The organism is Chryseomicrobium sp. FSL W7-1435, from assembly GCF_038595005.1.
GTDB lineage: Bacteria > Bacillota > Bacilli > Bacillales_A > Planococcaceae > Chryseomicrobium.
Genome location: NZ_CP151997.1, coordinates 196,334 through 216,386, shown reverse-complemented (window position 1 = coordinate 216,386; position 20,053 = coordinate 196,334). Strand labels below are relative to the sequence as shown.

24 protein-coding genes and 1 riboswitch are annotated in these 20,053 nt (G+C 44.2%); of the genes, 16 read left to right on the top strand and 8 right to left on the bottom strand.

What is annotated here, in order from left to right:
- Positions 1 to 53: 53 nt before the first annotated feature.
- From MKY84_RS01180 to MKY84_RS01165, 4 genes are all read left to right on the top strand, one after another.
- On the top strand, positions 54 to 644 hold the full coding sequence (locus tag MKY84_RS01180) for a hypothetical protein (RefSeq protein WP_342527207.1): 591 nt from the start codon (positions 54 to 56) through the stop codon (positions 642 to 644).
- Between the two features lie 548 nt (positions 645 to 1,192).
- A complete protein-coding gene (locus MKY84_RS01175) occupies positions 1,193 to 1,786 on the top strand; it encodes a hypothetical protein (RefSeq protein WP_342527205.1) in 594 nt (197 codons plus the stop codon).
- Between the two features lie 572 nt (positions 1,787 to 2,358).
- A complete protein-coding gene (locus tag MKY84_RS01170; protein ID WP_342528833.1) occupies positions 2,359 to 3,264 on the top strand; it encodes an ABC transporter ATP-binding protein in 906 nt (301 codons plus the stop codon).
- On the top strand, positions 3,251 to 4,213 hold the full coding sequence (locus MKY84_RS01165) for an ABC transporter permease (protein ID WP_342527203.1): 963 nt from the start codon (positions 3,251 to 3,253) through the stop codon (positions 4,211 to 4,213). The genes MKY84_RS01170 and MKY84_RS01165 overlap by 14 nt, the downstream gene beginning before the upstream one ends.
- A gap of 42 nt (positions 4,214 to 4,255) precedes the next feature.
- On the opposite strand, the gene MKY84_RS01160 is transcribed toward MKY84_RS01165, so the two are convergent.
- The 3 genes from MKY84_RS01160 to MKY84_RS01150 form a co-directional block, all read right to left on the bottom strand.
- A complete protein-coding gene (locus tag MKY84_RS01160) occupies positions 4,256 to 4,861 on the bottom strand; it encodes a DUF6036 family nucleotidyltransferase (RefSeq protein WP_342527202.1) in 606 nt (201 codons plus the stop codon).
- Complete coding sequence (locus MKY84_RS01155; protein WP_342527200.1) at positions 4,858 to 5,043, bottom strand: hypothetical protein; 186 nt, start codon at positions 5,041 to 5,043, stop codon at positions 4,858 to 4,860. The genes MKY84_RS01160 and MKY84_RS01155 overlap by 4 nt, the downstream gene beginning before the upstream one ends.
- 164 nt (positions 5,044 to 5,207) lie before the next feature.
- Positions 5,208 to 5,582 (bottom strand): hypothetical protein, encoded by a 375-nt coding sequence (locus tag MKY84_RS01150; protein ID WP_342527198.1) that lies wholly within the window; start codon positions 5,580 to 5,582, stop codon positions 5,208 to 5,210.
- A 213-nt stretch (positions 5,583 to 5,795) separates the two neighbouring features.
- On the opposite strand from MKY84_RS01150, the gene MKY84_RS01145 reads away from it, so the two are divergent.
- On the top strand, positions 5,796 to 6,335 hold the full coding sequence (locus MKY84_RS01145; RefSeq protein ID WP_342527196.1) for an NUDIX domain-containing protein: 540 nt from the start codon (positions 5,796 to 5,798) through the stop codon (positions 6,333 to 6,335).
- A 43-nt stretch (positions 6,336 to 6,378) separates the two neighbouring features.
- Here the strand turns inward: MKY84_RS01145 and MKY84_RS01140 are convergent, their stop codons facing one another.
- Genes MKY84_RS01140 through MKY84_RS01130 form a run of 3 tightly spaced genes read right to left on the bottom strand, consistent with a single transcriptional unit; the run spans position 6,379 to position 8,606 of the window.
- Positions 6,379 to 6,849 carry a GNAT family N-acetyltransferase gene (locus MKY84_RS01140; RefSeq protein ID WP_342527194.1) on the bottom strand — a complete coding sequence of 157 codons (471 nt, stop codon included), beginning with the start codon at positions 6,847 to 6,849 and terminating at the stop codon, positions 6,379 to 6,381.
- A 15-nt stretch (positions 6,850 to 6,864) separates the two neighbouring features.
- Entirely contained in the window at positions 6,865 to 7,701 is an 837-nt protein-coding gene (locus MKY84_RS01135; RefSeq protein ID WP_342527192.1) for an SDR family NAD(P)-dependent oxidoreductase, read from the bottom strand.
- 23 nt (positions 7,702 to 7,724) lie between these two features.
- Positions 7,725 to 8,606 (bottom strand): LysR family transcriptional regulator, encoded by an 882-nt coding sequence (locus MKY84_RS01130; RefSeq protein ID WP_342527189.1) that lies wholly within the window; start codon positions 8,604 to 8,606, stop codon positions 7,725 to 7,727.
- A 104-nt stretch (positions 8,607 to 8,710) separates the two neighbouring features.
- Between MKY84_RS01130 and MKY84_RS01125 the strand changes: the two genes are divergently transcribed.
- The 6 genes from MKY84_RS01125 to thiW all read left to right on the top strand — a co-directional run bounded on the left by MKY84_RS01125 (position 8,711) and on the right by thiW (position 13,366).
- Positions 8,711 to 9,808 (top strand): citrate/2-methylcitrate synthase, encoded by a 1,098-nt coding sequence (locus MKY84_RS01125; protein WP_342527188.1) that lies wholly within the window; start codon positions 8,711 to 8,713, stop codon positions 9,806 to 9,808.
- 19 nt (positions 9,809 to 9,827) lie between these two features.
- A riboswitch (TPP riboswitch) is annotated at positions 9,828 to 9,929 on the top strand.
- 77 nt (positions 9,930 to 10,006) lie between these two features.
- Positions 10,007 to 10,693: a thiaminase II gene (gene tenA, locus MKY84_RS01120; protein ID WP_342527186.1), complete on the top strand. Its 687-nt coding sequence runs from the start codon at positions 10,007 to 10,009 to the stop codon at positions 10,691 to 10,693.
- Positions 10,683 to 11,429: a hydroxyethylthiazole kinase gene (gene thiM / locus MKY84_RS01115; protein ID WP_342527185.1), complete on the top strand. Its 747-nt coding sequence runs from the start codon at positions 10,683 to 10,685 to the stop codon at positions 11,427 to 11,429. Before tenA ends, thiM begins: the two co-directional genes overlap by 11 nt.
- Positions 11,426 to 12,286 (top strand): bifunctional hydroxymethylpyrimidine kinase/phosphomethylpyrimidine kinase, encoded by an 861-nt coding sequence (gene thiD / locus MKY84_RS01110; protein WP_342527183.1) that lies wholly within the window; start codon positions 11,426 to 11,428, stop codon positions 12,284 to 12,286. The genes thiM and thiD overlap by 4 nt, the downstream gene beginning before the upstream one ends.
- Positions 12,246 to 12,881 carry a thiamine phosphate synthase gene (thiE, locus tag MKY84_RS01105; RefSeq protein ID WP_342527181.1) on the top strand — a complete coding sequence of 212 codons (636 nt, stop codon included), beginning with the start codon at positions 12,246 to 12,248 and terminating at the stop codon, positions 12,879 to 12,881. Before thiD ends, thiE begins: the two co-directional genes overlap by 41 nt.
- Complete coding sequence (gene thiW / locus MKY84_RS01100; RefSeq protein ID WP_342527179.1) at positions 12,872 to 13,366, top strand: energy coupling factor transporter S component ThiW; 495 nt, start codon at positions 12,872 to 12,874, stop codon at positions 13,364 to 13,366. Before thiE ends, thiW begins: the two co-directional genes overlap by 10 nt.
- A gap of 54 nt (positions 13,367 to 13,420) precedes the next feature.
- Here thiW and MKY84_RS01095 read toward each other — a convergent pair whose 3' ends face one another.
- Positions 13,421 to 13,843 carry a cytidine deaminase gene (locus tag MKY84_RS01095; protein ID WP_342528832.1) on the bottom strand — a complete coding sequence of 141 codons (423 nt, stop codon included), beginning with the start codon at positions 13,841 to 13,843 and terminating at the stop codon, positions 13,421 to 13,423.
- A 260-nt stretch (positions 13,844 to 14,103) separates the two neighbouring features.
- On the opposite strand from MKY84_RS01095, the gene MKY84_RS01090 reads away from it, so the two are divergent.
- The 5 genes from MKY84_RS01090 to MKY84_RS01070 all read left to right on the top strand — a co-directional run bounded on the left by MKY84_RS01090 (position 14,104) and on the right by MKY84_RS01070 (position 18,890).
- The gene (locus MKY84_RS01090) at positions 14,104 to 14,670 is read left to right on the top strand and encodes a VTT domain-containing protein (RefSeq protein WP_342527178.1); all 567 of its coding nucleotides are present in this window, start codon (positions 14,104 to 14,106) and stop codon (positions 14,668 to 14,670) included.
- Positions 14,671 to 14,690: 20 nt separating this feature from the next.
- Positions 14,691 to 16,109 carry a UDP-N-acetylmuramoyl-L-alanyl-D-glutamate--2,6-diaminopimelate ligase gene (locus MKY84_RS01085; protein WP_342527176.1) on the top strand — a complete coding sequence of 473 codons (1,419 nt, stop codon included), beginning with the start codon at positions 14,691 to 14,693 and terminating at the stop codon, positions 16,107 to 16,109.
- A 156-nt stretch (positions 16,110 to 16,265) separates the two neighbouring features.
- The gene (locus MKY84_RS01080) at positions 16,266 to 16,769 is read left to right on the top strand and encodes a YdhK family protein (RefSeq protein WP_342528831.1); all 504 of its coding nucleotides are present in this window, start codon (positions 16,266 to 16,268) and stop codon (positions 16,767 to 16,769) included.
- A 59-nt stretch (positions 16,770 to 16,828) separates the two neighbouring features.
- Positions 16,829 to 18,190: a HAMP domain-containing sensor histidine kinase gene (locus tag MKY84_RS01075; RefSeq protein WP_342527175.1), complete on the top strand. Its 1,362-nt coding sequence runs from the start codon at positions 16,829 to 16,831 to the stop codon at positions 18,188 to 18,190.
- A gap of 10 nt (positions 18,191 to 18,200) precedes the next feature.
- On the top strand, positions 18,201 to 18,890 hold the full coding sequence (locus tag MKY84_RS01070) for a response regulator transcription factor (RefSeq protein WP_342527174.1): 690 nt from the start codon (positions 18,201 to 18,203) through the stop codon (positions 18,888 to 18,890).
- Positions 18,891 to 18,956: 66 nt separating this feature from the next.
- Here MKY84_RS01070 and guaC read toward each other — a convergent pair whose 3' ends face one another.
- Complete coding sequence (gene guaC, locus MKY84_RS01065) at positions 18,957 to 19,940, bottom strand: GMP reductase (protein ID WP_342527172.1); 984 nt, start codon at positions 19,938 to 19,940, stop codon at positions 18,957 to 18,959.
- Positions 19,941 to 20,053: the final 113 nt, after the last annotated feature.

The following is a 20,053-nucleotide window of genomic DNA, read 5'->3' as shown; positions in this document are numbered from 1 at the left end:
TCTATAATTTAAATTAAAAACTCGAAAGATGAGAAATTTTAGGAGGAGTCAAAATGGCTAAAATACCTGTTGATGTATTAAAGGCACTCGGTCAAAAAGGAATTGAGATTATAAAGAAAAATCCTCAAGTAGTTTTAACAGCACTAGGTGGAAGCAAAAAATTAGTGGATTTTTTAAATGAAAGAAAAAAAACAGAAGCGGAAAGATTTGAAAAAAAAATACAGGACCAAAGGGCTCGTGGGAAACTGCATTACAGAAAAGATAGATATATAAAATTTCAGAATGAGATCTTACCAAATATAAATAATCATAATTTTGAAGAGTTGGATCAATTAATTACTGAAGTAGAAAGTTTTATTGAGCAGTTAGAAAATGAAGCTATATTAATTAATAAACCGTTAATTAATAAGAGGAAATCTAATTGGACATCGATTAGTACCCAATTAAAAAATAAAAGAGATAATAACTTATATTACGAACTTAAAAGGTTAAATAATGAAGTTGACTATACTAGCAATTTTATGCCAGAAAGTCTTCAGTTATATTTTAGTAAAATTGAAAGTTTAGAAGAGAGAAAAGAATTTGTATTTATATCAACTGGAAAAAGCAGAGAAAAAATAAATATTGATTTTTTAAGAGCTTAAAAGCTAAAAAGAACGAGAAGCATGTTGGTTAGAAAAATTCTGATTGGCTTTCTCCACCCAACCCACATACCTGTGTCAGCCACAATTCTTCGGCAAGGCCTCGAATGGTGTCCAACACAGGTACATTCATCTTTCTTTAGAGCTTATCTTCTTGTTAGGAAAGGATGTACGGTTCACACCTTCCCAAACCCCCGCCGCTCCGCATACTCCACACACAAGCGACAAACCTTAATTTTCTGATTGGTTTCATTTCGGTACATCCGCATATCTCGCGAATTTTTCTTACAAAAGTAACAAGCATTTTTGGGGATTGTAGTTCCTGAAGGGGTGCGTTTAGTAGTGAATAGGCCGCTCAACTTTTGAAATAAGCTCATTGGAATTTGCCCCTCTCCATCCTGTTGATTGTCATTATTTACAATACTATCATAGTTGGATTGTGCTAGAGATGGTGAGTTCTCGTTCCATTTAAGTTTATTTAGTGCTGGCTAGGTTCTTTTGGTCATGTGGTAGGATAGAAGTAAAATCAGATACAAAGCGGAGGCTTTCAAATGTCCAAAATCCCACTAGAAATTATCAAAGAACTCGGCGCAAAAGGCATGGACTATGCCAAAAAGAATCCGGGTCAAGTGAAGGCAGCTTTGGCCATGGCGCCAGCTCTGCTTAAGACATTGACGGACTTGAATGATAAAAAGCACGAATGGCATTTGAATAAGCTGAAGAAAAAAAGTGATGTCGATAAGATGGAGTATCGCGAGACGCGCTATATGCGCTATCAGGATCAGATTTTGCCGAACCTGGAGTCGTACAATTACGCGAAGCTCGATGAATGCCTTTCCGAAGTAGAGAGCTTTTTGATGCAGTTGAAGAGCGAGATGACGGTGATCAAACGACCAAAATTGATGCCACGCGTGGCGAAATGGCAGAAGGTGAAGTTGCAGCTGGAGAGCCATAGAGATAGTCGATTTTATAGTGAACTTGTGCGTGTTAATGAAGACGTCGGTTATGATAGTGCGTTTTTAGCGAAGAGTGTGCAAGCGCATTTCCGAGAGCTTCCAACACTGGAGGCGCGAAAAGAGTTTGTGCGTCAGTTTACTGAGAAGGATGAACAGAAGCTGGCGTTGGATTTTTTGAAGTATAACTGAGTTTGAAGAGGGTATTTCTCTACTAACGCACATACCTGTGTCAGCCACAATTCTCCCGTGCTTTCGCACTAGCCACAATTCTTCGGCAAGGCCTCGAATGGTGTCTGTACGAAAGCAGAATGGTGTCCAACACAGGTACGTTCATCTTTCTACTGAGCTTGTCTTAATGCTAATAAATTGTTCATGATGACTAAGAAAAGTATGAAAACACAATAACAGTGAGTGAATCCGTTCTTCTAACAGGAAGAGCGGTTTTTTCTTGCGGGTTAAGTCTGTGTATAACTTTTCAAGCGCACAATTCATTCTATTTCTGTGGATAAGCGCATTTTAATTTTCTATTAACATGTGGATAACCTTCTGCATGAGAAAATTCCTTGTTTTGTGGATAAGTAAAACTGAGAATTTTTATTTCCATCTTGCTAAGAGTATACCGATAAGTTCAAGAGAATCGAAAGAGTTTCTAGACATTTTCCAGAAACATGCCCAAAACTTGAAACAAATTTCCAGTTCATACGTACCTAAGGAGAGAGTATATATAAAGGAGTGAGGTTGTGAAGGAACAAACTGTAGTGATGGACATCGTGAACTTGAAAAAGACGATTGGCAAAAAGGAAATTATCAAAGGCCTGAATTTCCAGATTCGTAGCGGAGAAGTGTTTGGATTCTTGGGGCCAAATGGTGCCGGTAAGACGACGACCATCCGGATGATGGTGGGCTTGATCAACATCACGGAAGGCGATGTGCTGATTGAGGGGAAGAGTATCCGCAAAGACTTCAAAGATGCGGTGCGTCATGTCGGTGCGATTGTAGAGAACCCGGAGATGTATCCTTTCTTAAGTGGCTGGAAGAACCTTCAGCAGTATGCCCGCATGATGGAAGGCATTTCAGAAGACCGTATTCGAGAAGTGGTCGCACTTGTAGGTTTAGAGAAGGCGATACATGAGAAGGCTGGACGTTATTCGTTAGGGATGCGTCAGCGACTAGGGATTGCCCAGGCCTTATTACATAATCCGTCGATTCTGATTTTGGATGAACCGACGAATGGGTTGGATCCTTCCGGTATCCGGGAGATCCGCCTATACTTACGAAAACTCGCGCAAGAAGCGAATGTGGCGGTCATCGTGTCGAGTCATATGCTTAGTGAAATTGAATTGATGTGTGACCGTATCGGGATCATCAAGAATGGTGAGCTTGTGGCGATTGAGATGGTGCAGTCGAAAGCATCGGAAGCGACAGGCTTGATCGTGCAGATAGAAGCCGAGCCAGTGCAAGGTGCTTTGCAGATTGTGAAGGGGCATGTGACAGGAGACGTTGTGACAGAGGGGACGACACTGACGTTCTCGACGTCTCGTGAGACGATTCCGATTTTAATCAAAGCCTTGACGGCCAAAGGTGTGGCCATTTATAGTGTCGAGCAACAGCAAGCAACTCTCGAAGACAAGTTCTTCGACTTGATTGGAGAGAATGTCATTGGGTAACTTCTTGAAGCTCGTCTGGAACGAGCAAGTGAAACTATTTGGACGCAAATCGGCATGGGTAATGATTGGGTTGACTGTTTTACTGGTGATTGGTGCCGGTATTATGACACAGTCATTTTTAGAAGAGTGGGATACAAGAGAGTATTCAAATGACTGGCGTACCGAATTAGCTGAAGAGAACACTGCGCTAGAAGCTGAAATTGCAGAAGCCGGAGATTTTGGTGGGTTTACGCAGCAGATGCGCATCGAACAAAACAATGTGGCACTGGAAGAGGATGTAAAGCCAAGGCCTTATGATGCGTGGGCATTTACCTATGACAATGCGTTTATCATGTTGGTGGTCAGCCTATTTGCGATTATCACGGCGGCTGGGATTGTCTCGAATGAATTTAAATGGGGCACAATCAAACTGTTGTTGATTCGTCCAATCAATCGTTCGAAAATTTTGTTGGCGAAATATTTGTCAGTGTTTATTTTCACCGGTGTGCTAATACTTACGTTATTTGTAAGTTCCATTCTTGTGGGAGCTATCCTATTTGGGATCAATGATATCACGCAGACCTCTGTAATTCCGACATTGTCAGGAGACTACCTGGTGATGAACTACTTGACGGCGATCTGGCAAGAATATGGATTCGGTATGGTGTCACTTGTGATGATGACGACACTCGCGTTTATGATTTCGACGCTTTTCCGAAGCAGTGCAATGGCCATCGGGATTTCGCTCTTCCTGTTGTTGTCGAGTGGTGGCTTGATGCTGTTCTTGGCACGGTATGACTGGGCCAAGTTTATCTTGTTTGCGAATACCGATCTTGGACAGTATGCAGATGGTGGAACGCCACTCATTGACGGCATGACGCTCGGATTTTCGGTGACGATGCTGGTCATTTATCTCGTTGTGTTCCTTGGTGCTTCGTTCGTTACGTTTACGAAGCGGGACGTGGCGTAGTTTTAACTCAGAAACAAAAGAGAAGTCTTGTAGACAAATTGTCTAAGACTTCTCTCTTTGTTCTTGTATAACAGTTAGCCATTCATTAAAAGTATCTTGTGTTTTAAAGAACTTTTTGTTTACCTCTTCTTGTAAATAATCTAAATCTACTTCGTCATACCAACGTGTTAAAAGTTCAAGACCCCAGTAAAGAGTATCTTCATTTTCAAATGCATCTAATCTATCTAATATGATGTCCTCAACAGAAATAAGAAATACAAAACTTGTTTTATCGTCCATATCTACAGGGAGTTTTTGAACGCGATTGTAATCACCCTCAAGAAAGCTGGCTACGACATCTACAACTAATTCTAATTCTTCCATGTAATAGATTCGTCCTTCTTTTTTGAAACCAACTTTTAATAGGCGCTCAGCAAAAAGGGTGCTTGAAGAAGTAACAAAATCTATATCACGTGTGGTGTAATCACTAGAAGTATAAATTTCAACGGATAATCCACCGACAATTATGGGTTTTGCACCTACTTGCTCAGATTCCACAAGTTCAGTTAAGATGGCACTTGCTTTTAACATGACTTCTTGTTTTTTATTTTTTATCGGAACAAGTGAAAGAAGTTCTTTTTTGATATTTTCATAATTCAATTCATTCATTTAAGTGAGAACCTCGAAAGAACCTTCTCTTCATCTTTGCAACGTGGTCTTCTAGTACCGCCTTTTACCGCCTTGCGATCACTATTTTCAGGTTTTGCATTATAGAGTTTTACAACTTCAAGTACTGCAGCATCAGACTTTTTCGTGATTTGTTGAATTTTGGCAAGTGATAGTTCGCGCATGAGTAAGCTCCTTTCTTAAATGAATTTATTAAATAAGTACTCGTATATTAATTCTAAAGTATAGTATGCATCTAGTCTAATTATTGCACCTAATTACCAAATCTAATCCTCGCAAAAAATACAACGAGACGCCATCACAGGAGACGTCTCGTTTTTTTTTGCCTTTATAGATGTGGCTCACTCCAAACGCCTAATTCAGGTGCGGCTCCGTTCTGCAAAAACAAATGGCTAGTAGTCGGTGCTGGTTTAACTGTGAACTGTTCATTTTTAATGATACGTTTCAAGTCTTGCACGGTGGAGCAAGTGCCATGAAGCTCTGTGTAGACTGTACCGTAATGGTTTTTGTGAAATGCGCTGGTCCCACCGACAACGGGTTTTGCAAGTCGCATCCCTAGGTAGTAGACTTCTTGGACGGATTCGCCAGTAGAAAGGGCGGACAAGTCTTTGGCGTTTAGTTCGATGGCATCAATCTTCTCTAGGTGACTTGGATCTAGTTCAAAATAGGCCTTCTGGTGAGCGAGTGGATGTCCACTAATCAACAAGGTTTCTTCGTGTTTTAGAAGATCGAGTAATTTTCAAAGGAAAGGAAGTTCAGTTTATGTGTATACGCAATTTGTATGAAGAGAGAATGAAGAGAATGCTAATTTTTTGTAAAGAGACCATAGTTTTTTCCTAGACAGCTAAAGGGAAAATCCTCTATAGTAGAATCTCAACAGTTTTAGAGCGGATGCAAGTAAATGGAGGGTGCCACTATGGAATTATGGGATGTGTATACAAAGACGCGGGAGTTAACAGGGCGTACCCATGTGCGAGGGAGCGAGCCTCCGCTAGCCCATGGTGACTATCATATAGTCATTGATGTCTGGACATTCTTGCCGGATGGTCGCTTGATTTTGTCGCAGAGAGATCCTGCCAAACCACACGGGCTTAAATGGGAGTCGACAGGTGGCTCGATTACAACAGGGGAGTCATCTTTGATAGGGGCTGCTCGTGAAGTGGAAGAAGAGCTGGGTTTAGTGTTAAACCCAAATGAAATGGTGTTGCTTGGGGAACAAATCCGAAACGATTCGTTGATTGATGTGTATGTCACGCGACTTCCAAAGGTGATTAGGTTAGACGAGTTAACGTATCAGGTGGGCGAAGTGGTGGATGCACGAATCGTCACGAAAGAAGAGTTTTTGGAAATGGGATCACAGGGACTTCTCACGCACAACATGCTTCCGCGTTATGAGCTTTATCAGGAAGTACTCGATACGTATTTTGAGCCGGTTGCGGTTCTCGAGACAAAGTAAAATTAACGCCAGATGGAGAATTCTCCGTCTGGCGTTTTTGTGTTCATATATTTAGCTCAAAGGAAATAGTCGACCCCACTTGTTTTACTTCTTTAAAGCCTGCTCTGATAATAAGCTTCTGTGCTCGAACGTTTGAAACGTCTGTTTCGGCAGTATAAGTGCGGATGGAATAATTGGTAGCACCGAACTTTATGGCGCGCGCTAGAGCTTCTTTACCAAGTCCTTTCTGCCAAAGTGTGGAGTCACCTATTGCTATGCCAATCTCTGCACATCCGTCTTTAATTTCCGCAAAATCTACATAGCCGATTAATCGTTGATTCCACTCGATACCTATACGGAAGAGGTCGCTCGAGGTGTTTTCAACGCAGGTGCTCCACCACTTAAAAAGCCGATTCTCATCTTGGTTCGGAATCCAACCGTTCGCTTTGCAAAACTGAACATCTTGACTCCAAAGCAGGACTTGAGGAAAATCCGTTAATTCAATTGGTCTTAGAGTTATAGAAGTATGTTGCATTAAGAAATTATCTCCTTATTTCTTATATGAGCTCAAAGTAGAAAGCATTTCCTCACTCTTCTCCCAAAGCAGTTTCGCAGTCGTCCCGTCATCAATTGCCTGCACACGCATCGGTTGTCCTTTTGAATAAACCCCACCCGGCTCCCAGTCCACACCCGGTGTCCCTTCGATTAAAGCAACTAACGCTTCTGCACTCTTCTCGGGAGTGATGGTGATTAAATATTTGAGGGGGGTGTGGTACATAAAGCGCATGAAGTGATTGGTTTCAGACGCGAAACTCGTGCGCACCACTCCTGGATGAAAAGCAACAGCCGAGATGCCTTTTGCTACGTAACGGTTTTGCAATTCCCATGTGAAATAGATGTTTGCAAGCTTGCCATTTCCATACGCATTCGTTGCAGAATAATTACCTTCGTTGTTTAAATCATTGATATCAAACGTCTTGCCGAATAAGTTTGCCGCTTCACTCGACGTCTGAATCACTTTTGCCTTACTAGCAATAAGTTTTGGCAAGAGCAGCTTGGTTAAATGGAATCCCGCTAAGTGATTGACCTGAAACGTCTTTTCAAATCCGTCTTCTGTTACTTCACGGTTCCCCATGATTCCTCCTGCATTGTTAGCAAGGACATCGATGGTTGGGTAGGCATCAAGTTCAGTGGCCAGTCGTTCCACATCCCGAAGTTTTGTGAAATCTGCTAGGTGGTAAGGTGCATCCAGTTCTCGTGCGAGTTTCTCAGTTTTTTCTTTCGATCGTCCTACAAGTACGACGTGATGGTCTTTTGCTTTTAATTGGCGTGCTGCAGCAGCACCGATTCCGTCGCTTGCCCCAGTCAGTACAATTGTTTTTGTCATTTGTCATTTCCTCCTCAAAGTAGTTACCCAAAATAGCGATTTTCTAGCTCATTTAAAAATGCACGCTCCAGTGCGCCTTCTTCTTGCATGACTGCAAAGGTGGATACCTTCGGCAAGTCAAAGAGAGAAAAAGGAATGGTTACTAAACGTCCTTCGAGCAATTCCCGTCTAACGATTGAGTGTGGCAAGAACGATACACCGAGACCGTCTTGTACAAATCGTTTAGTGATGGAAGCCTGAGAAACTTTGACTGTGCGAATACCCGGCACCAGATGCCTCAGTCGAATTAGTAAGTCATCCCAGACAACAGGGTGATGGTGGGTGAATAAGGTCTCGGATGTCAAAATCTCTGCAAGATCGAGTGGTGGACCCGATTCGTCATCATAGGAATCTACCGAACGAACAAAAAGGATGTCCTCGCTAAAAATTGTATGAACGTGCAGTTTGCGATCTGTGGGAGGCATGGCAGAAAGTCCAAAGTCTACCTCACCGCTTTTTACCAATCCTTCGATTAAACTGGATTCTTCCACTCGAATTTGAACCTCCATAGTCGGATGCGCTTTTAAAAATTGGCGTAAAAGCGACGGTAAGATGGTCTCTGCCAGTAATGGAGAGATGGCGAGCGTCCATTTTCGAGTGAATCCTTGCGCGAGGGCTTGGACAGACTGGACAGTATAATCGAGGTTTTCAAGTAAAGCCTTGCCGTTCTTATAGAATAATGCCCCTTCGGATGTAAGGTGAACTCTGTTTTGTTTACGTGTAAACAAAGTAACCCCCAGCGCCTCTTCAAGCTTTCGAATATGGACGGTTACATTAGGCTGTGACATGTGCAAAAGCTCAGAGGTCTTTCGAAAATTAAGGGTCTCGGCACTGATGCAAAATGTCTTGATCCAGCTGATGTCCACCCAAGCACCTCCCTTAATTACATTTTGTTATTGAATTAATTATAAACCTTTAATTTTCGTAATCATAGCAAACAGCTATAGTTAGAAAAAAGGAGGCGTTTTAGATGGTTCAAAGAGGATTAAAAGGAGTCGTAGCTGTAGAAACCGCCATCGCATCAGTCGATGGAGAGAAGGGAGAGCTTCGCTACCGAGGTTTACTTCTAAAGAAGGTTATGGAAAAACATACATTTGAAGCAGTCGCTGCATTTTTATGGGGAATAGACGAGCAGAGCGTTGCAAGATTGTTACACGAAGGACGGCAGTTTGGTGCCCATCATCTCACGCTTTTGCATCATTTACCTAAAGATTTGACCATTATCGACCAAGTACGAACTGTCATTTCATCCACCGGAACTCCTGAACTGCTAGGTCGCACACTCAAAGAACAAGCAGTCCTAGTAACCGGAGCACTTTCTGTGATCGCCGCTGCAGCATATCGCATTCAAAAAGGACAAGAGGCTGTCACTCCTTCCCCAGAGCTTACGCATGTTGCGAATTATTTGTATATGGTATCCGGGGAACAGCCAACTGCTTCAGCAGTCACTGCATTGGAAACGTATCTAATCGCAACCATGGAACATGGCATGAATGCATCCACTTTTGCCGCACGTGTGACGGTATCTAGTGAATCAGATCTTCCTTCTGGTCTGGTCTCTGCTCTTGGCACGATGAAGGGACCATTGCACGGCGGTGCGCCATCAGGTGTGTTGGCTTTACTAGACGAGATTGCTCTCGCGGATTCAGTGGAAGATGTCGTGATGAAAAAGCTACAAGCTGGGGAACGCATCATGGGGTTTGGCCACCGTGTTTATAAAACAGAAGACCCTCGTTCACTCGTTCTAAGAGCGGCTTGTGAGAAACTCAGCGGCGAAGAGAGTTGGCTCCACCTCGCAGTAAGGGCAGAAATAGAAATCATCCGACTGCTCGAACTTCATAAGCCCGGGCGACGTTTATATACAAACGTGGAGTATTATGCAGCTGCTATAATGAAGTCGATAGATCTTCCATCAGAACTCTTTACACCGACATTCAGTGTTGCACGCGCTGTCGGTTGGACGGCACATATGGTCGAGCAGCTCGGGGATAACGTAATTTTCCGTCCAGAATCTCTTTATGTACCAGTTGCAAAAGATTTTTGCACAATAAAAAAAGGTATGGTATAGTAATCGCGACAACTACATGCACATCCACTAGGGGAGCCGAAGAGGCTGAGACGGACACAAGTCCGGACCCTTGGAACCTGATCTGGATCATACCAGCGGAGGGAAGTGGCGCGACCGTTTTGGTAGTCCTTTTGACGGCTTCACGCTACTTTCCTTTGAGGAGTAGCGTTTTTTTGTTGTCAGAAAGGATGGGAGAACATGAGTTTTTGTAAAGAGGTACGAGAAGAATTTAAAGACGTTTGGGAGAGCAGTTTTCATCATCCGTTTGTCACAGGGTTGGCAGATGGAACACTGCCAGAGGATGTATTTCGTTATTACGTCATGCAGGATTCGTATTATTTAACGCACTTTGCAAAGGTGCAAGCGCTTGGAGCCGTGAAAGCGACAGATCTTGAAATGACTCGCTCATTTGCACATCACGCTGAACAGACATGTGTGGCCGAGCTCAGTTTGCACGAATCCTTCATGCAGATCCTCGGCGTTACGGAGGCTGAGTGGGAGGCGTTCGAGCCGTCACCATCTGCTTATGCATATGTGTCCCACATGTACCGCGCGGCTCAAGGAGACGTAGCAGATGTACTCGCTGCATTGCTCCCTTGTTACTGGCTATATTATGAGATTGGTGTCCATCTTCAAGAGGCCACTCCTGAAAATCCGATTTATCAGCGGTGGATTTCCACTTATGGGTCTGAGTGGTTTAAGACGCTTGTAGAGGAGCAGAAAGACCGGATGGACAAGCTTGCTATGGATGTCTCAAGTGCGCGACTTAAAGAACTAAAAACGCATTTTAAACGCAGTGCCTATTACGAGTGGCACTTTTGGGAACAGGCTTGGACACAAGAAAAGTGGACTGTGAACAGGGAGGTGCCAACCTATGAGCGGTGAGGTTGAAACTACGTCCCATTCCCCGATCATTCACTGTATTACCAACTATGTGGTCGCCAACTTTGTGGCAAACGGGTTGGTTGCCAGTGGAGCGTCACCCATTATGGGGGATGAAGAGCAAGAAGTGGTTGAACTTGTGCAGTTGGCAGATGCCCTTAGTTTGAATATAGGTACGCTCTCCGAACGGACTGTCCGGAGTATGAAAGTGGCTGGAGAAGCGGCTGTTAAGAAAGGGATTCCTCGAGTCGTTGATCCAGTAGGTGCCGGAGCTTCAACATATCGCTTGCAGTCTGCTAAAGAAGTGATTGCGGCAAGTCGACCTACACTCATCCGGTGTAACGCAGGAGAAGCTGCCGCTCTTTTAGGTGTGGACTGGCAAGGGCGTGGAGTAGATGCTGGAACAGGTCATGCAGACGCGTCATCACTAGCGGTGGAATTGGCAAAAAAATATGCCACAACTGTCGTCATTACCGGCGCAGTGGATTTCATTTCAGATGGCAAGGTCGTACTGAGGAATCACTCGGGGCATCCGGACATGACCAGAGCGGTGGGGACAGGTTGTTTACTGAGTAGTCTTCTCGCGGCATGGCTGGTCAAAGACACGAGCCTCGAGGCAATTCAACAGGGATTGTACCGGTATGGACGTGCTGGAGAAATGGCTGTGAAGAGTGGAATTGGTGGATTCTCAGCAGCCTTATTAGAAGAACTTGCGAATGAGGAGGTCTACAGCTCATGACACTTCCAATAGCACTTACAATAGCCGGTTCGGACAGTGGAGGTGGTGCAGGTATTCAAGCGGATTTAAAGACATTTCAAGAGCGTGGAGTGTTTGGGGTCTCTGCTCTGACTGCAGTCACTGCACAAAACACGCTCGGGGTGCAGCGTGTCGGTATTGTAGAAAAGGAACTTTTAAAAGCGCAGCTAGATTCGATTGGATCAGATTTTCAGCCCGCTGCCATCAAGACAGGGATGCTCGCTGACTCGTTTACTATTGAACAAGTTGTAGAGGCGATTGAGACGTATGATTGGTCTACTGTTGTTGTGGATCCTGTAATGGTTGCAAAAGGCGGACACACCCTGTTGCAACAAGAGGCGATTGAAACACTCACTCGCTACCTTCTCCCGAAAGCGTCCATCGTCACACCAAATGTTCCGGAGATGGAGTTGATGACGGGGGTGACGATCAAAAATGACCTTAGTGCTCGCAAATCTATGGAAGCTCTCCTTAAAACAGGGGTAGAGGCTGTTATTCTCAAAGGCGGCCATCGAACAGGACCACTTGCTACAGATCTCTATGTAGACAAAACAGGGAGAGAGTTTAGCCTTTCCACTCCTAGGATTGCAACTAAGCAAACACACGGAACAGGTTGTACTTTTAGTGCGGCCCTTACGGCAGAGCTTGCCAAAGGTCATTCGGTGGAAGCCGCCTGCTCTGTTGCGAAACGGTTCATTCAAGCGGCGCTTCAGTACCCTCTTTCAATTGGTGCAGGTCACGGTCCTACAAATCATGCCGCCTATAGATTGTATGAGGAAGGAGAGGAGCGTGGACATGATGAACAAAAATTTATATTTCATTATGGGCACAGCCGATAATACCGAGCAATCTATTGAAGACGTGTTAGAGGAAGCCTTGTCAGCAGGAATCACAGAGTTTCAGTTGAGGGAAAAAGGGCCGGGTGCATTGACAGGTGACTCCCTACTCGAACTTGCAAAGAGGTGTAAAGAGTTATGTGCACGTTACAAGGTCCCATTTTTTATCAATGATAATGTGGATTTGTGCATTGCAAGCAATGCGGATGGACTTCATATCGGTCAAGAAGATGCATCCGTGAGAGAGGCGCGAGCCAAAATTGGTCCGCATCGGCAACTTGGAGTATCGGTTCATACAGTCGAACAAGCGATTCAAGCCATGCAAGACGGTGCAGATTATTTAGGCATCGGCCCAGTCTATTCAACCTCATCTAAAGCAGATGCCCGTCCACCATCAGGCGTTTCAGTGATTAAAGAAGTACATGCCCTCTACCCAAACATACCGATTGTGGGCATTGGTGGAATTACAGAAAACAATGCGCCTGCGGTATGGGAAGCGGGTGCAAGTGGCATTGCTGTGATTTCGGCAATCGCTCGTTCAACAAATCGACGAGAGACGATTCAACTTTTCAAGCAAGGAGGAGCTGTATGGAGCTGAGAAAATTGACACAAATGGCGATGCTGAGTGCAGTGGGTGTGCTCGGCTCTATGTTTATTTGGCTCCCAGTGGGTGTTGCGAAGGCATTTCCCGTGCAACATGCGATCAATGTGCTCTCAGCGGTCCTATTTGGGCCAATAGGTGCTGGAGCGGTAGCGCTTGTGACTGCTATGATTCGTATCCTCACAGGTACTGGTTCTTTGCTAGCCATTCCAGGCAGTGTAGTAGGCGCCGTAGTAGCAGGTTTACTTTATCGATACACGCGGCGTATCGGCATGGCAGCTGTTGGAGAATTTATAGGGACAGGGGTTATAGCCTCACTAGTGGCCGTTCCGTACGCAGCTGTGTTTATGGCTACTCAAGTTGGTGCCTTTTTCTTTATGCCAGGGTTTATGGCTTCAAGCGCTGTAGGTGCTATCTTAGGGGTGGTCATTTGGCGTTTTTTAGAGCGTTCGAAGATTGCGGTTCCGGAGCGGTCTTTTTAACTAGAGAAAAGTATAAGCAAAGAGCCATTTCGCATTTGCGAAATGGCTCTTATTTTACATATCTAAATCCGTAAAGGCAAAAGGCAATAGCTCTTTTAACGCCAATGTGCGGATTTCATTTTTATCATTGGTCAAGTGGACCGGCATGTTCGGTTCAAAAAATTCAGCCATGACCTGACGGCAGATGCTGCAAGGTGGCAAGAAATCTTCTGTATTTCCGTTCACAGCAATTTCAGCGAAATCGCCTTTTTGGTAACCTTCTGTGATCGCTGTAAATATTGCTGTACGTTCAGCGCAGTTTGTCGCTCCAAATGAAACGTTCTCCACATTAACGCCCGTAAATACACGACCGTCTTTCATTAAAATAGCAGCGCCAACAGGAAACTTTGAATACGGTGAATAGGCGCGTTGTTTGATTTCACGTGCATGATTCACGAGTTGCTCTTTGTTCATCCAATCATCCCTCTCTCGAAAAATGAACTTTTACAAGTCCCCTGTCGATTTTTCTGAAAATGGGCAGGAAGAATAGTATACACCGGTTTGAAAGCGTATGCAAGAGTGAAGAGGATATGCAAACCATCAATTACAATGACTTTATGCTAGTATACGAGGACAGGCTATAGAAATAGGGGTGTCATTTGATTCATTTTTGTCGAATTCACCCGGGCACACTTTTTTATTAAATAAAGGATATTTATACTAAGAGTATATGCAACTAGAGGAGTGCTGGAAAACTAATGATAGAAGCCATGATCATGAGTATCGAAAACGGTTCAAACACAGCGATAGTTATTGCTTTTGCTGTAGTGGTAATCATGTCGATGGCTCCCTTTATCCCTTTACCTATTGTATACGGTACAATAGGCTATAGCTTTACCGGCTGGCTGGCACTTTCCATCAATTTAGCGGGATCGCTACTCGGTACGTTATTATTTTTCAGTTGTATTCGGTACTTGTTTCACCGAAAAGCAGCGGCGTTTGTCATCCGTCATCATCGTGCACAACGACTTTTCGCATTAATTGAGCGAAATGGATTTCAAGTTGTGTTGATTGCCCGGATAATTCCGGTTGTACCGTCTATACTAGTGAATAGTGTTAGCGCACTATCCAATCTATCGGTTCAAACGTTTTTATTGGCAACCGCTATCGGAAAACTACCACTTATCGCTATCTATACAATTGCAGGGAATCAAGTAGATATCTATACATGGCAATCCTTGCTCTTTGTACTTATTTATACAGTCGCGTTACTAATTGTCGCGAAATACATACAAAACAAATGGAACTTGGCGCATGCAAAGTAATTAATTAAGGAGTCGACCCTATGTACTTACACGATTTACTAGAAACTGTTCCAACCCAAGACCCCTTACCCACGATAAAAGTCGAGGGGATCGAAACGAACTCAAAACGCGTCAAAGCGGGAGATGTATTTTTCGCGTTAACGGGTCACACGACAGATGGTCACGATTACATAGAAGCAGCAATCAAGGCAGGGGCGGTGGCAGTCGTCGGAACGGAACCGATGGAGTTTGAGGCGGTTCCTTATATACAGGTGGCTGACTCTCGAAAGACAGTCGCATTTGCTGCCAAAACATTTTACGGCAATCCTTCGCATCAAAAAACAGTGATTGGTATCACGGGCACTAACGGGAAGACCACTACTTCTTTTTTGTTGAAGGGAATGTTAGAGGGTTTGGGCTATAGTTGTGCATTATTTGGCACCGTGCACTATGTCATCAATGGTGAAACGCTGCCATCACCTAACACAACACCAGATAGCCTTCAATTTCAGCGTCTGCTTCACGAAAGTAAGGATGACGTCGTGTTGATGGAAGTCTCATCACACGGTATTGATCAATTGCGTATTGAAGGAATCGACTTTGATTACACGGTCTTTACAAATTTGGACCATGATCATTTAGACTATCACCATACAATGGAAGAGTACTTTGCCGTCAAATCCAAGCTATTTCACCAATTAAAAGCTACTGGGACAGCTGTTGTCTGTACGCTCGACTCTTGGGGAGTGCGTCTGGTTAATCAGTTGGTAGGAGACAACATTCCAATGAAAACTGTTGGTGTCTTGCCTGAATCTGACACCTTGCTTTCGGAAGACTACTACTCTATAAGCATGGGGCAAGAACAGATTCAATTGCCTTTAGATATGCCACGTCATAACCGAATCAATGCAGCTTTAGCGGCAACTGTTATCAAAGAAATGGGTGGGAGTTTAGCTCAGGTGGAGCAAGAGCTCACAACATTCTCTGGCGTTCCGGGCAGGTTTGAAGTGGTGGAAGGGCCTGAAGATATACGAATCGTTATTGACTACGCCCATACGGCTGACGCTTTTCGTCAAGTGTTGGAAAGTGCCCGTCAATTATCTACAGGTCGTATTCTTCATGTGTTTGGTTTTCGAGGGAAACGAGACGCCACCAAGCGACCTGAGATGATACGTGTATCCACTCAACACAGCGACCACTCGATCCTTACCTTCGATGACTTGAACGGGTTGACTGCTGAGCAGATGACTCATCAATTAGACGAGTTGGAGTTTACAGGGGAACGAATTAATGATCGTACACGTGCGATTGAACGGGCGATTTCGCAAGCGCGTTCGGGAGACTGGATTGTCATCACTGGAAAAGGTAGTGAAAGCTATCAAGAAGACTTTGAACTGCACACGACTACCGACGCAGAAACGGTAGCGCTTGTCCTGAGATCATTAAAATTATCGTGTTAGAAGTTTCTGCACAATTTTTTCATATTTGATGGGTATGCTATAGGTATGAACCTATGAAGGAGGCTACTCAACATGAAAAACTATGGAAAATTCGCCACTTTAACGTTAGCGGTAACTATGTTCCTGGCGGCTTGTGGCGATGCAAACGACGGTACGATGATGGATGATTCTCAAATGGAAGAGCATGGCAATATGGACCATGAAGATATGGGGCACAGTTCCATGAACCACTCAACAGATGGCACCATCCCAGAAGGTCTACAAGATGCGGATAATCCTACATTTGCTGTAGGGGACATGGCTTTAATTACAGATGCGCACATGGAAGGTATGGAAGATGCGGAGGCAGAGATTGTCGGTGCCTTTGCTACCACTGCTTATACAGTCACCTTTACGCCAACTACTGGTGGTGATCCCGTAGAAGATCATAAATGGGTTATCCATGAAGAGTTGGAGGAAGCCGGAGAAGTACCTCTTGAGGTCGGGTCTGAAGTAACACTTGATGCTGATCACATGGAAGGAATGGATGGCGCAACTGCTACTATCGATTCTGCTGAAGAAACAACTGTCTACATGGTAAACTACACAGATAAAGAGACAGGCGATGAAGTGACCAACCACAAATGGGTTACAGAAAGTGAATTATCACCTGTGAATTAATACCATCTTGAGAGTCTCTCCGTAGCGAGAGGCTCTTTTTTGCAAGGAGGGGGAACGAAATGAACAAATTGTCGTTAAAGCTAGCTACTTCTTTTTTGATTACAATTTTATTGCTGGAAGGGTTATTAATGATGTATCTGCATCCGAGCATTGGCCAAGCCAGGTTAGAAGAAGAGTATACCCGTCAATTAGCTACAGGTGCCAATCACCGAGAAGTGCTGGAAGACAATTTTTCAGAGGAGACCCTTCATCACATCTTACTAATGGAATCGCGTGAGGACCGAGGAGTAGCTGTATTTGACGAGAAGTCGCAGTTTATAGACGGGTCGGATGAAACGGCAGTTAATTGGGAAGCTCTCGTGGGTAGATGGGACCTTTCTAAATATGGTGAGGATACGATGGTGCAATACTCTTGGAAAGATGAACCTTTTCTTGTTAGTGTTCATCCGTTCAAAACTGCACAAGGTGAGTCGGGAACATTGGTGATGTTGCAGAGCACCACGGCTATGCAATCCCTTATGAGTAAGCTGAATTTTCACTTTCTATTGGCAGGCATAGGCAGTTTAATGGTTCTATTAATCGTTTATTTGCTTGTCACTCGCTTTCTGACCCGACCTTTGAATCGAATGAAGGTGGCCACGGAGAAATTGAGTGAAGGCCATTTTGATGTAGTGCTCCCGGCTAAAGGAAAGGATGAACTTGGAGAACTTGCGGCTTCTATTCAGAAGTTGGCGCAAGACCTGCAACATCTTCAAAAGACCCGAACCGAGTTCTTATCTTCAATTTCGCATGAACTGCGTACCCCTCTGACGTATCTGACTGGTTATTCACAAGTAGCCATGCGGCCAGACCTGACAATCGAAGAAAAACAGCAGTATTTAGAAATCATCCAGGAAGAGACGGCACGGTTAGCGGCATTAGTGGAGGATTTATTCGCTCTTGCAAAACTTGACGATCCTAGTTTTCAAGTGACTAAGGAAGCTATTGAATTGCTACCGTTTATTCAAGGGTTGCATCAGCGTTTGTCACCTTCATTTGAGCAGCAAGGAAGTAGTTTACTATTTAGTTGTGAACCAGATTTAGTGGTGCATGCAGATCCGCTTCGGCTGGAACAGATTTTAATGAATCTGCTAGATAACGCACGTCGCTATGCAGGAGAGGGAGCGCAGACTCATATTACTGGGGCAAGAGATGGTTCTCAGATACGCATTGAGGTAAGAGATGAAGGGCTTGGCATGGAAAGTTCGCATTTGGAGGCTATCTTTGACCGGTTGTACAGGATTGAAAAATCTCGTTCTCGTTCACATGGTGGCTCAGGTTTAGGGCTCACTATCGTGAAAGAATTGGTTGAAGCGCATAATGGGACGATTGAAGTGATGAGTGAAGTGGGCAAAGGGACGACCTTTACCATCCGGTTGTAGGAGGGACATGATGAAGAAAATTTTAATTGTAGATGATGAACGTCGGATGGTAGATTTAATCGAGTTGTTTTTAAATCCTCAAGGATTTAAATGTATAAAAGTATTAGACGGTAAAGAAGCGTTACATGTTGTTCGCACTCAGACAGTCCATCTGGTTGTTTTGGATGTGATGATGCCAGGGATGGATGGGTTTGAAGTATGTGCCGAGATCCGGAAACTGTCTACGGTACCTATCTTGATGCTGACAGCACGTGAAGGGAAAGAAGAAGTCGTCAAAGGATTAACACTTGGGGCGGACGATTATGTTACCAAGCCTTTCGATGAAGAGGAGCTAGTGGCTCGTGTGCAGGCATTACTAAGACGGGTACCAGAACCAGCACCTGCGGGTGTGGCAGCAGACGGGTACCGTTTGGACGCCGAAAGCTATGCCCTTACTTGGGATAGTCATCATGTCCAATTGACAATGAAGGAGTATCAATTGGTAGAAGCGATGATGAAGCATCCTAATAGGACGTATACTCGGGAGCAGTTACTAATGATTGCATGGGAATACGATTCCTATACAGACCCACGGACAGTGGATTCCCATATTCGAAATCTGAGAGAAAAATTGAAAAAAGCGGGCTTTCCAACAGATCAATTTTTGGTCACTATTTGGGGGATAGGGTACCGCTGGAGTAATGAATCGAATAAAACATAATAGACAGGGCTGTGTTGAGGCAGCCCTGTCTATTATTCATTTTCCTCTAATTCTTGAATGAGTACTTTAATACACTTTATCACCATTAAAAATAGAGTTTTTAACAATTACGTAGTCGACATGTCTTAAAGCGTCGAGTGAATCGCCACCTGCATAAGAGATCGACGACTGAAGATCTTGTTCCATCTCCGTCAATGTATCTTGCAGCTTGCCTTTATGCTCTACGAACATCTTTTTACCCTCGACGTTTTTGCGTTCGCCTTTTTGGAATTCAGAAGCGGAGCCAAAGTATTCTTTCACGGTTTTGCCATCCACTTCCTTTACTTCCCCTGGAGACTCGTCGTGTCCAGCAAACAATGAGCCAATCATCACCATCGATGCGCCGAAGCGCACAGATTTGGCAATATCCCCATGTGTACGAATCCCACCGTCAGCAATAATGGGCTTTGTTGCAGCTTTACCGCAGAGTCGAAGTGCAGCAAGCTGCCAGCCACCTGTTCCAAAACCTGTCTTGATTTTCGTGATACACACTTTCCCTGGACCGATGCCGACCTTCGTTGCGTCTGCTCCGGCGTTTTCAAGCTCACGGACCGCTTCTGGCGTTCCTACGTTTCCAGCAATGACAAACGTTTCGGGAATATGCTGTTTGATATGCTGAATCATACGGATCACGGCATTGGAGTGACCATGCGCGATGTCAATTGTGATGTAGTCTGGAACAAGCCCGTGTTGTTTCAATTCTTCGATAAACGTGTATTCTTCTGGCTTCACTCCGACGCTGATAGAAGTCACAAGCCCTTTTTGCTGCATCATTTCAATAAAGGCCTTCCGAGTCTCAGGTTGAAAGCGGTGCATGATATAGAAGTAGCCATTTTCTGCTAAATACACAGCAATCTTCTCATCAATGATTGTCTGCATGTTGGCCGGAACGACAGGAAGTCGGAAACTGTGTTTGCCGAATTGGACAGAAGCATCACATTCTGAGCGACTTTCTACGATGCATTTATTTGGTATTAACTGAATATCTTCATAATCGAATACGTTTTCCATTCATTCCATCCCCTAAAAACGAATATTTTATTTGAATTAGTTGTTAATGTTCGTCCATTGAGTAATTTACAGGATTTTCTGTGAATTGTCAAAGCAAACTAATAGAATTGAGA

Excerpts from the sequence above, each read along its gene's own strand:
- MKY84_RS01180 (WP_342527207.1), top strand. The coding sequence starts at position 54 with ATGGCTAAAATACCTGTTGATGTATTAAAGGCACTCGGTCAAAAAGGA.
- thiE (WP_342527181.1), top strand. The coding sequence starts at position 12,246 with ATGAACAAAAATTTATATTTCATTATGGGCACAGCCGATAATACCGAG.
- MKY84_RS01155 (WP_342527200.1), bottom strand. The coding sequence starts at position 5,043 with ATGCGCGAACTATCACTTGCCAAAATTCAACAAATCACGAAAAAGTCT.
- MKY84_RS01175 (WP_342527205.1), top strand. The coding sequence starts at position 1,193 with ATGTCCAAAATCCCACTAGAAATTATCAAAGAACTCGGCGCAAAAGGC.
- MKY84_RS01085 (WP_342527176.1), top strand. The coding sequence starts at position 14,691 with ATGTACTTACACGATTTACTAGAAACTGTTCCAACCCAAGACCCCTTA.
- MKY84_RS01170 (WP_342528833.1), top strand. The coding sequence starts at position 2,359 with ATGGACATCGTGAACTTGAAAAAGACGATTGGCAAAAAGGAAATTATC.
- guaC (WP_342527172.1), bottom strand. The coding sequence starts at position 19,940 with ATGGAAAACGTATTCGATTATGAAGATATTCAGTTAATACCAAATAAA.
- MKY84_RS01080 (WP_342528831.1), top strand. The coding sequence starts at position 16,266 with ATGATGGATGATTCTCAAATGGAAGAGCATGGCAATATGGACCATGAA.
- thiM (WP_342527185.1), top strand. The coding sequence starts at position 10,683 with ATGAGCGGTGAGGTTGAAACTACGTCCCATTCCCCGATCATTCACTGT.
- MKY84_RS01125 (WP_342527188.1), top strand. The coding sequence starts at position 8,711 with ATGGTTCAAAGAGGATTAAAAGGAGTCGTAGCTGTAGAAACCGCCATC.
- MKY84_RS01135 (WP_342527192.1), bottom strand. The coding sequence starts at position 7,701 with ATGACAAAAACAATTGTACTGACTGGGGCAAGCGACGGAATCGGTGCT.
- MKY84_RS01140 (WP_342527194.1), bottom strand. The coding sequence starts at position 6,849 with ATGCAACATACTTCTATAACTCTAAGACCAATTGAATTAACGGATTTT.
- MKY84_RS01165 (WP_342527203.1), top strand. The coding sequence starts at position 3,251 with ATGTCATTGGGTAACTTCTTGAAGCTCGTCTGGAACGAGCAAGTGAAA.
- MKY84_RS01075 (WP_342527175.1), top strand. The coding sequence starts at position 16,829 with ATGAACAAATTGTCGTTAAAGCTAGCTACTTCTTTTTTGATTACAATT.
- thiW (WP_342527179.1), top strand. The coding sequence starts at position 12,872 with ATGGAGCTGAGAAAATTGACACAAATGGCGATGCTGAGTGCAGTGGGT.
- MKY84_RS01145 (WP_342527196.1), top strand. The coding sequence starts at position 5,796 with ATGGAATTATGGGATGTGTATACAAAGACGCGGGAGTTAACAGGGCGT.
- tenA (WP_342527186.1), top strand. The coding sequence starts at position 10,007 with ATGAGTTTTTGTAAAGAGGTACGAGAAGAATTTAAAGACGTTTGGGAG.
- MKY84_RS01070 (WP_342527174.1), top strand. The coding sequence starts at position 18,201 with ATGAAGAAAATTTTAATTGTAGATGATGAACGTCGGATGGTAGATTTA.
- thiD (WP_342527183.1), top strand. The coding sequence starts at position 11,426 with ATGACACTTCCAATAGCACTTACAATAGCCGGTTCGGACAGTGGAGGT.
- MKY84_RS01160 (WP_342527202.1), bottom strand. The coding sequence starts at position 4,861 with ATGAATGAATTGAATTATGAAAATATCAAAAAAGAACTTCTTTCACTT.
- MKY84_RS01090 (WP_342527178.1), top strand. The coding sequence starts at position 14,104 with ATGATAGAAGCCATGATCATGAGTATCGAAAACGGTTCAAACACAGCG.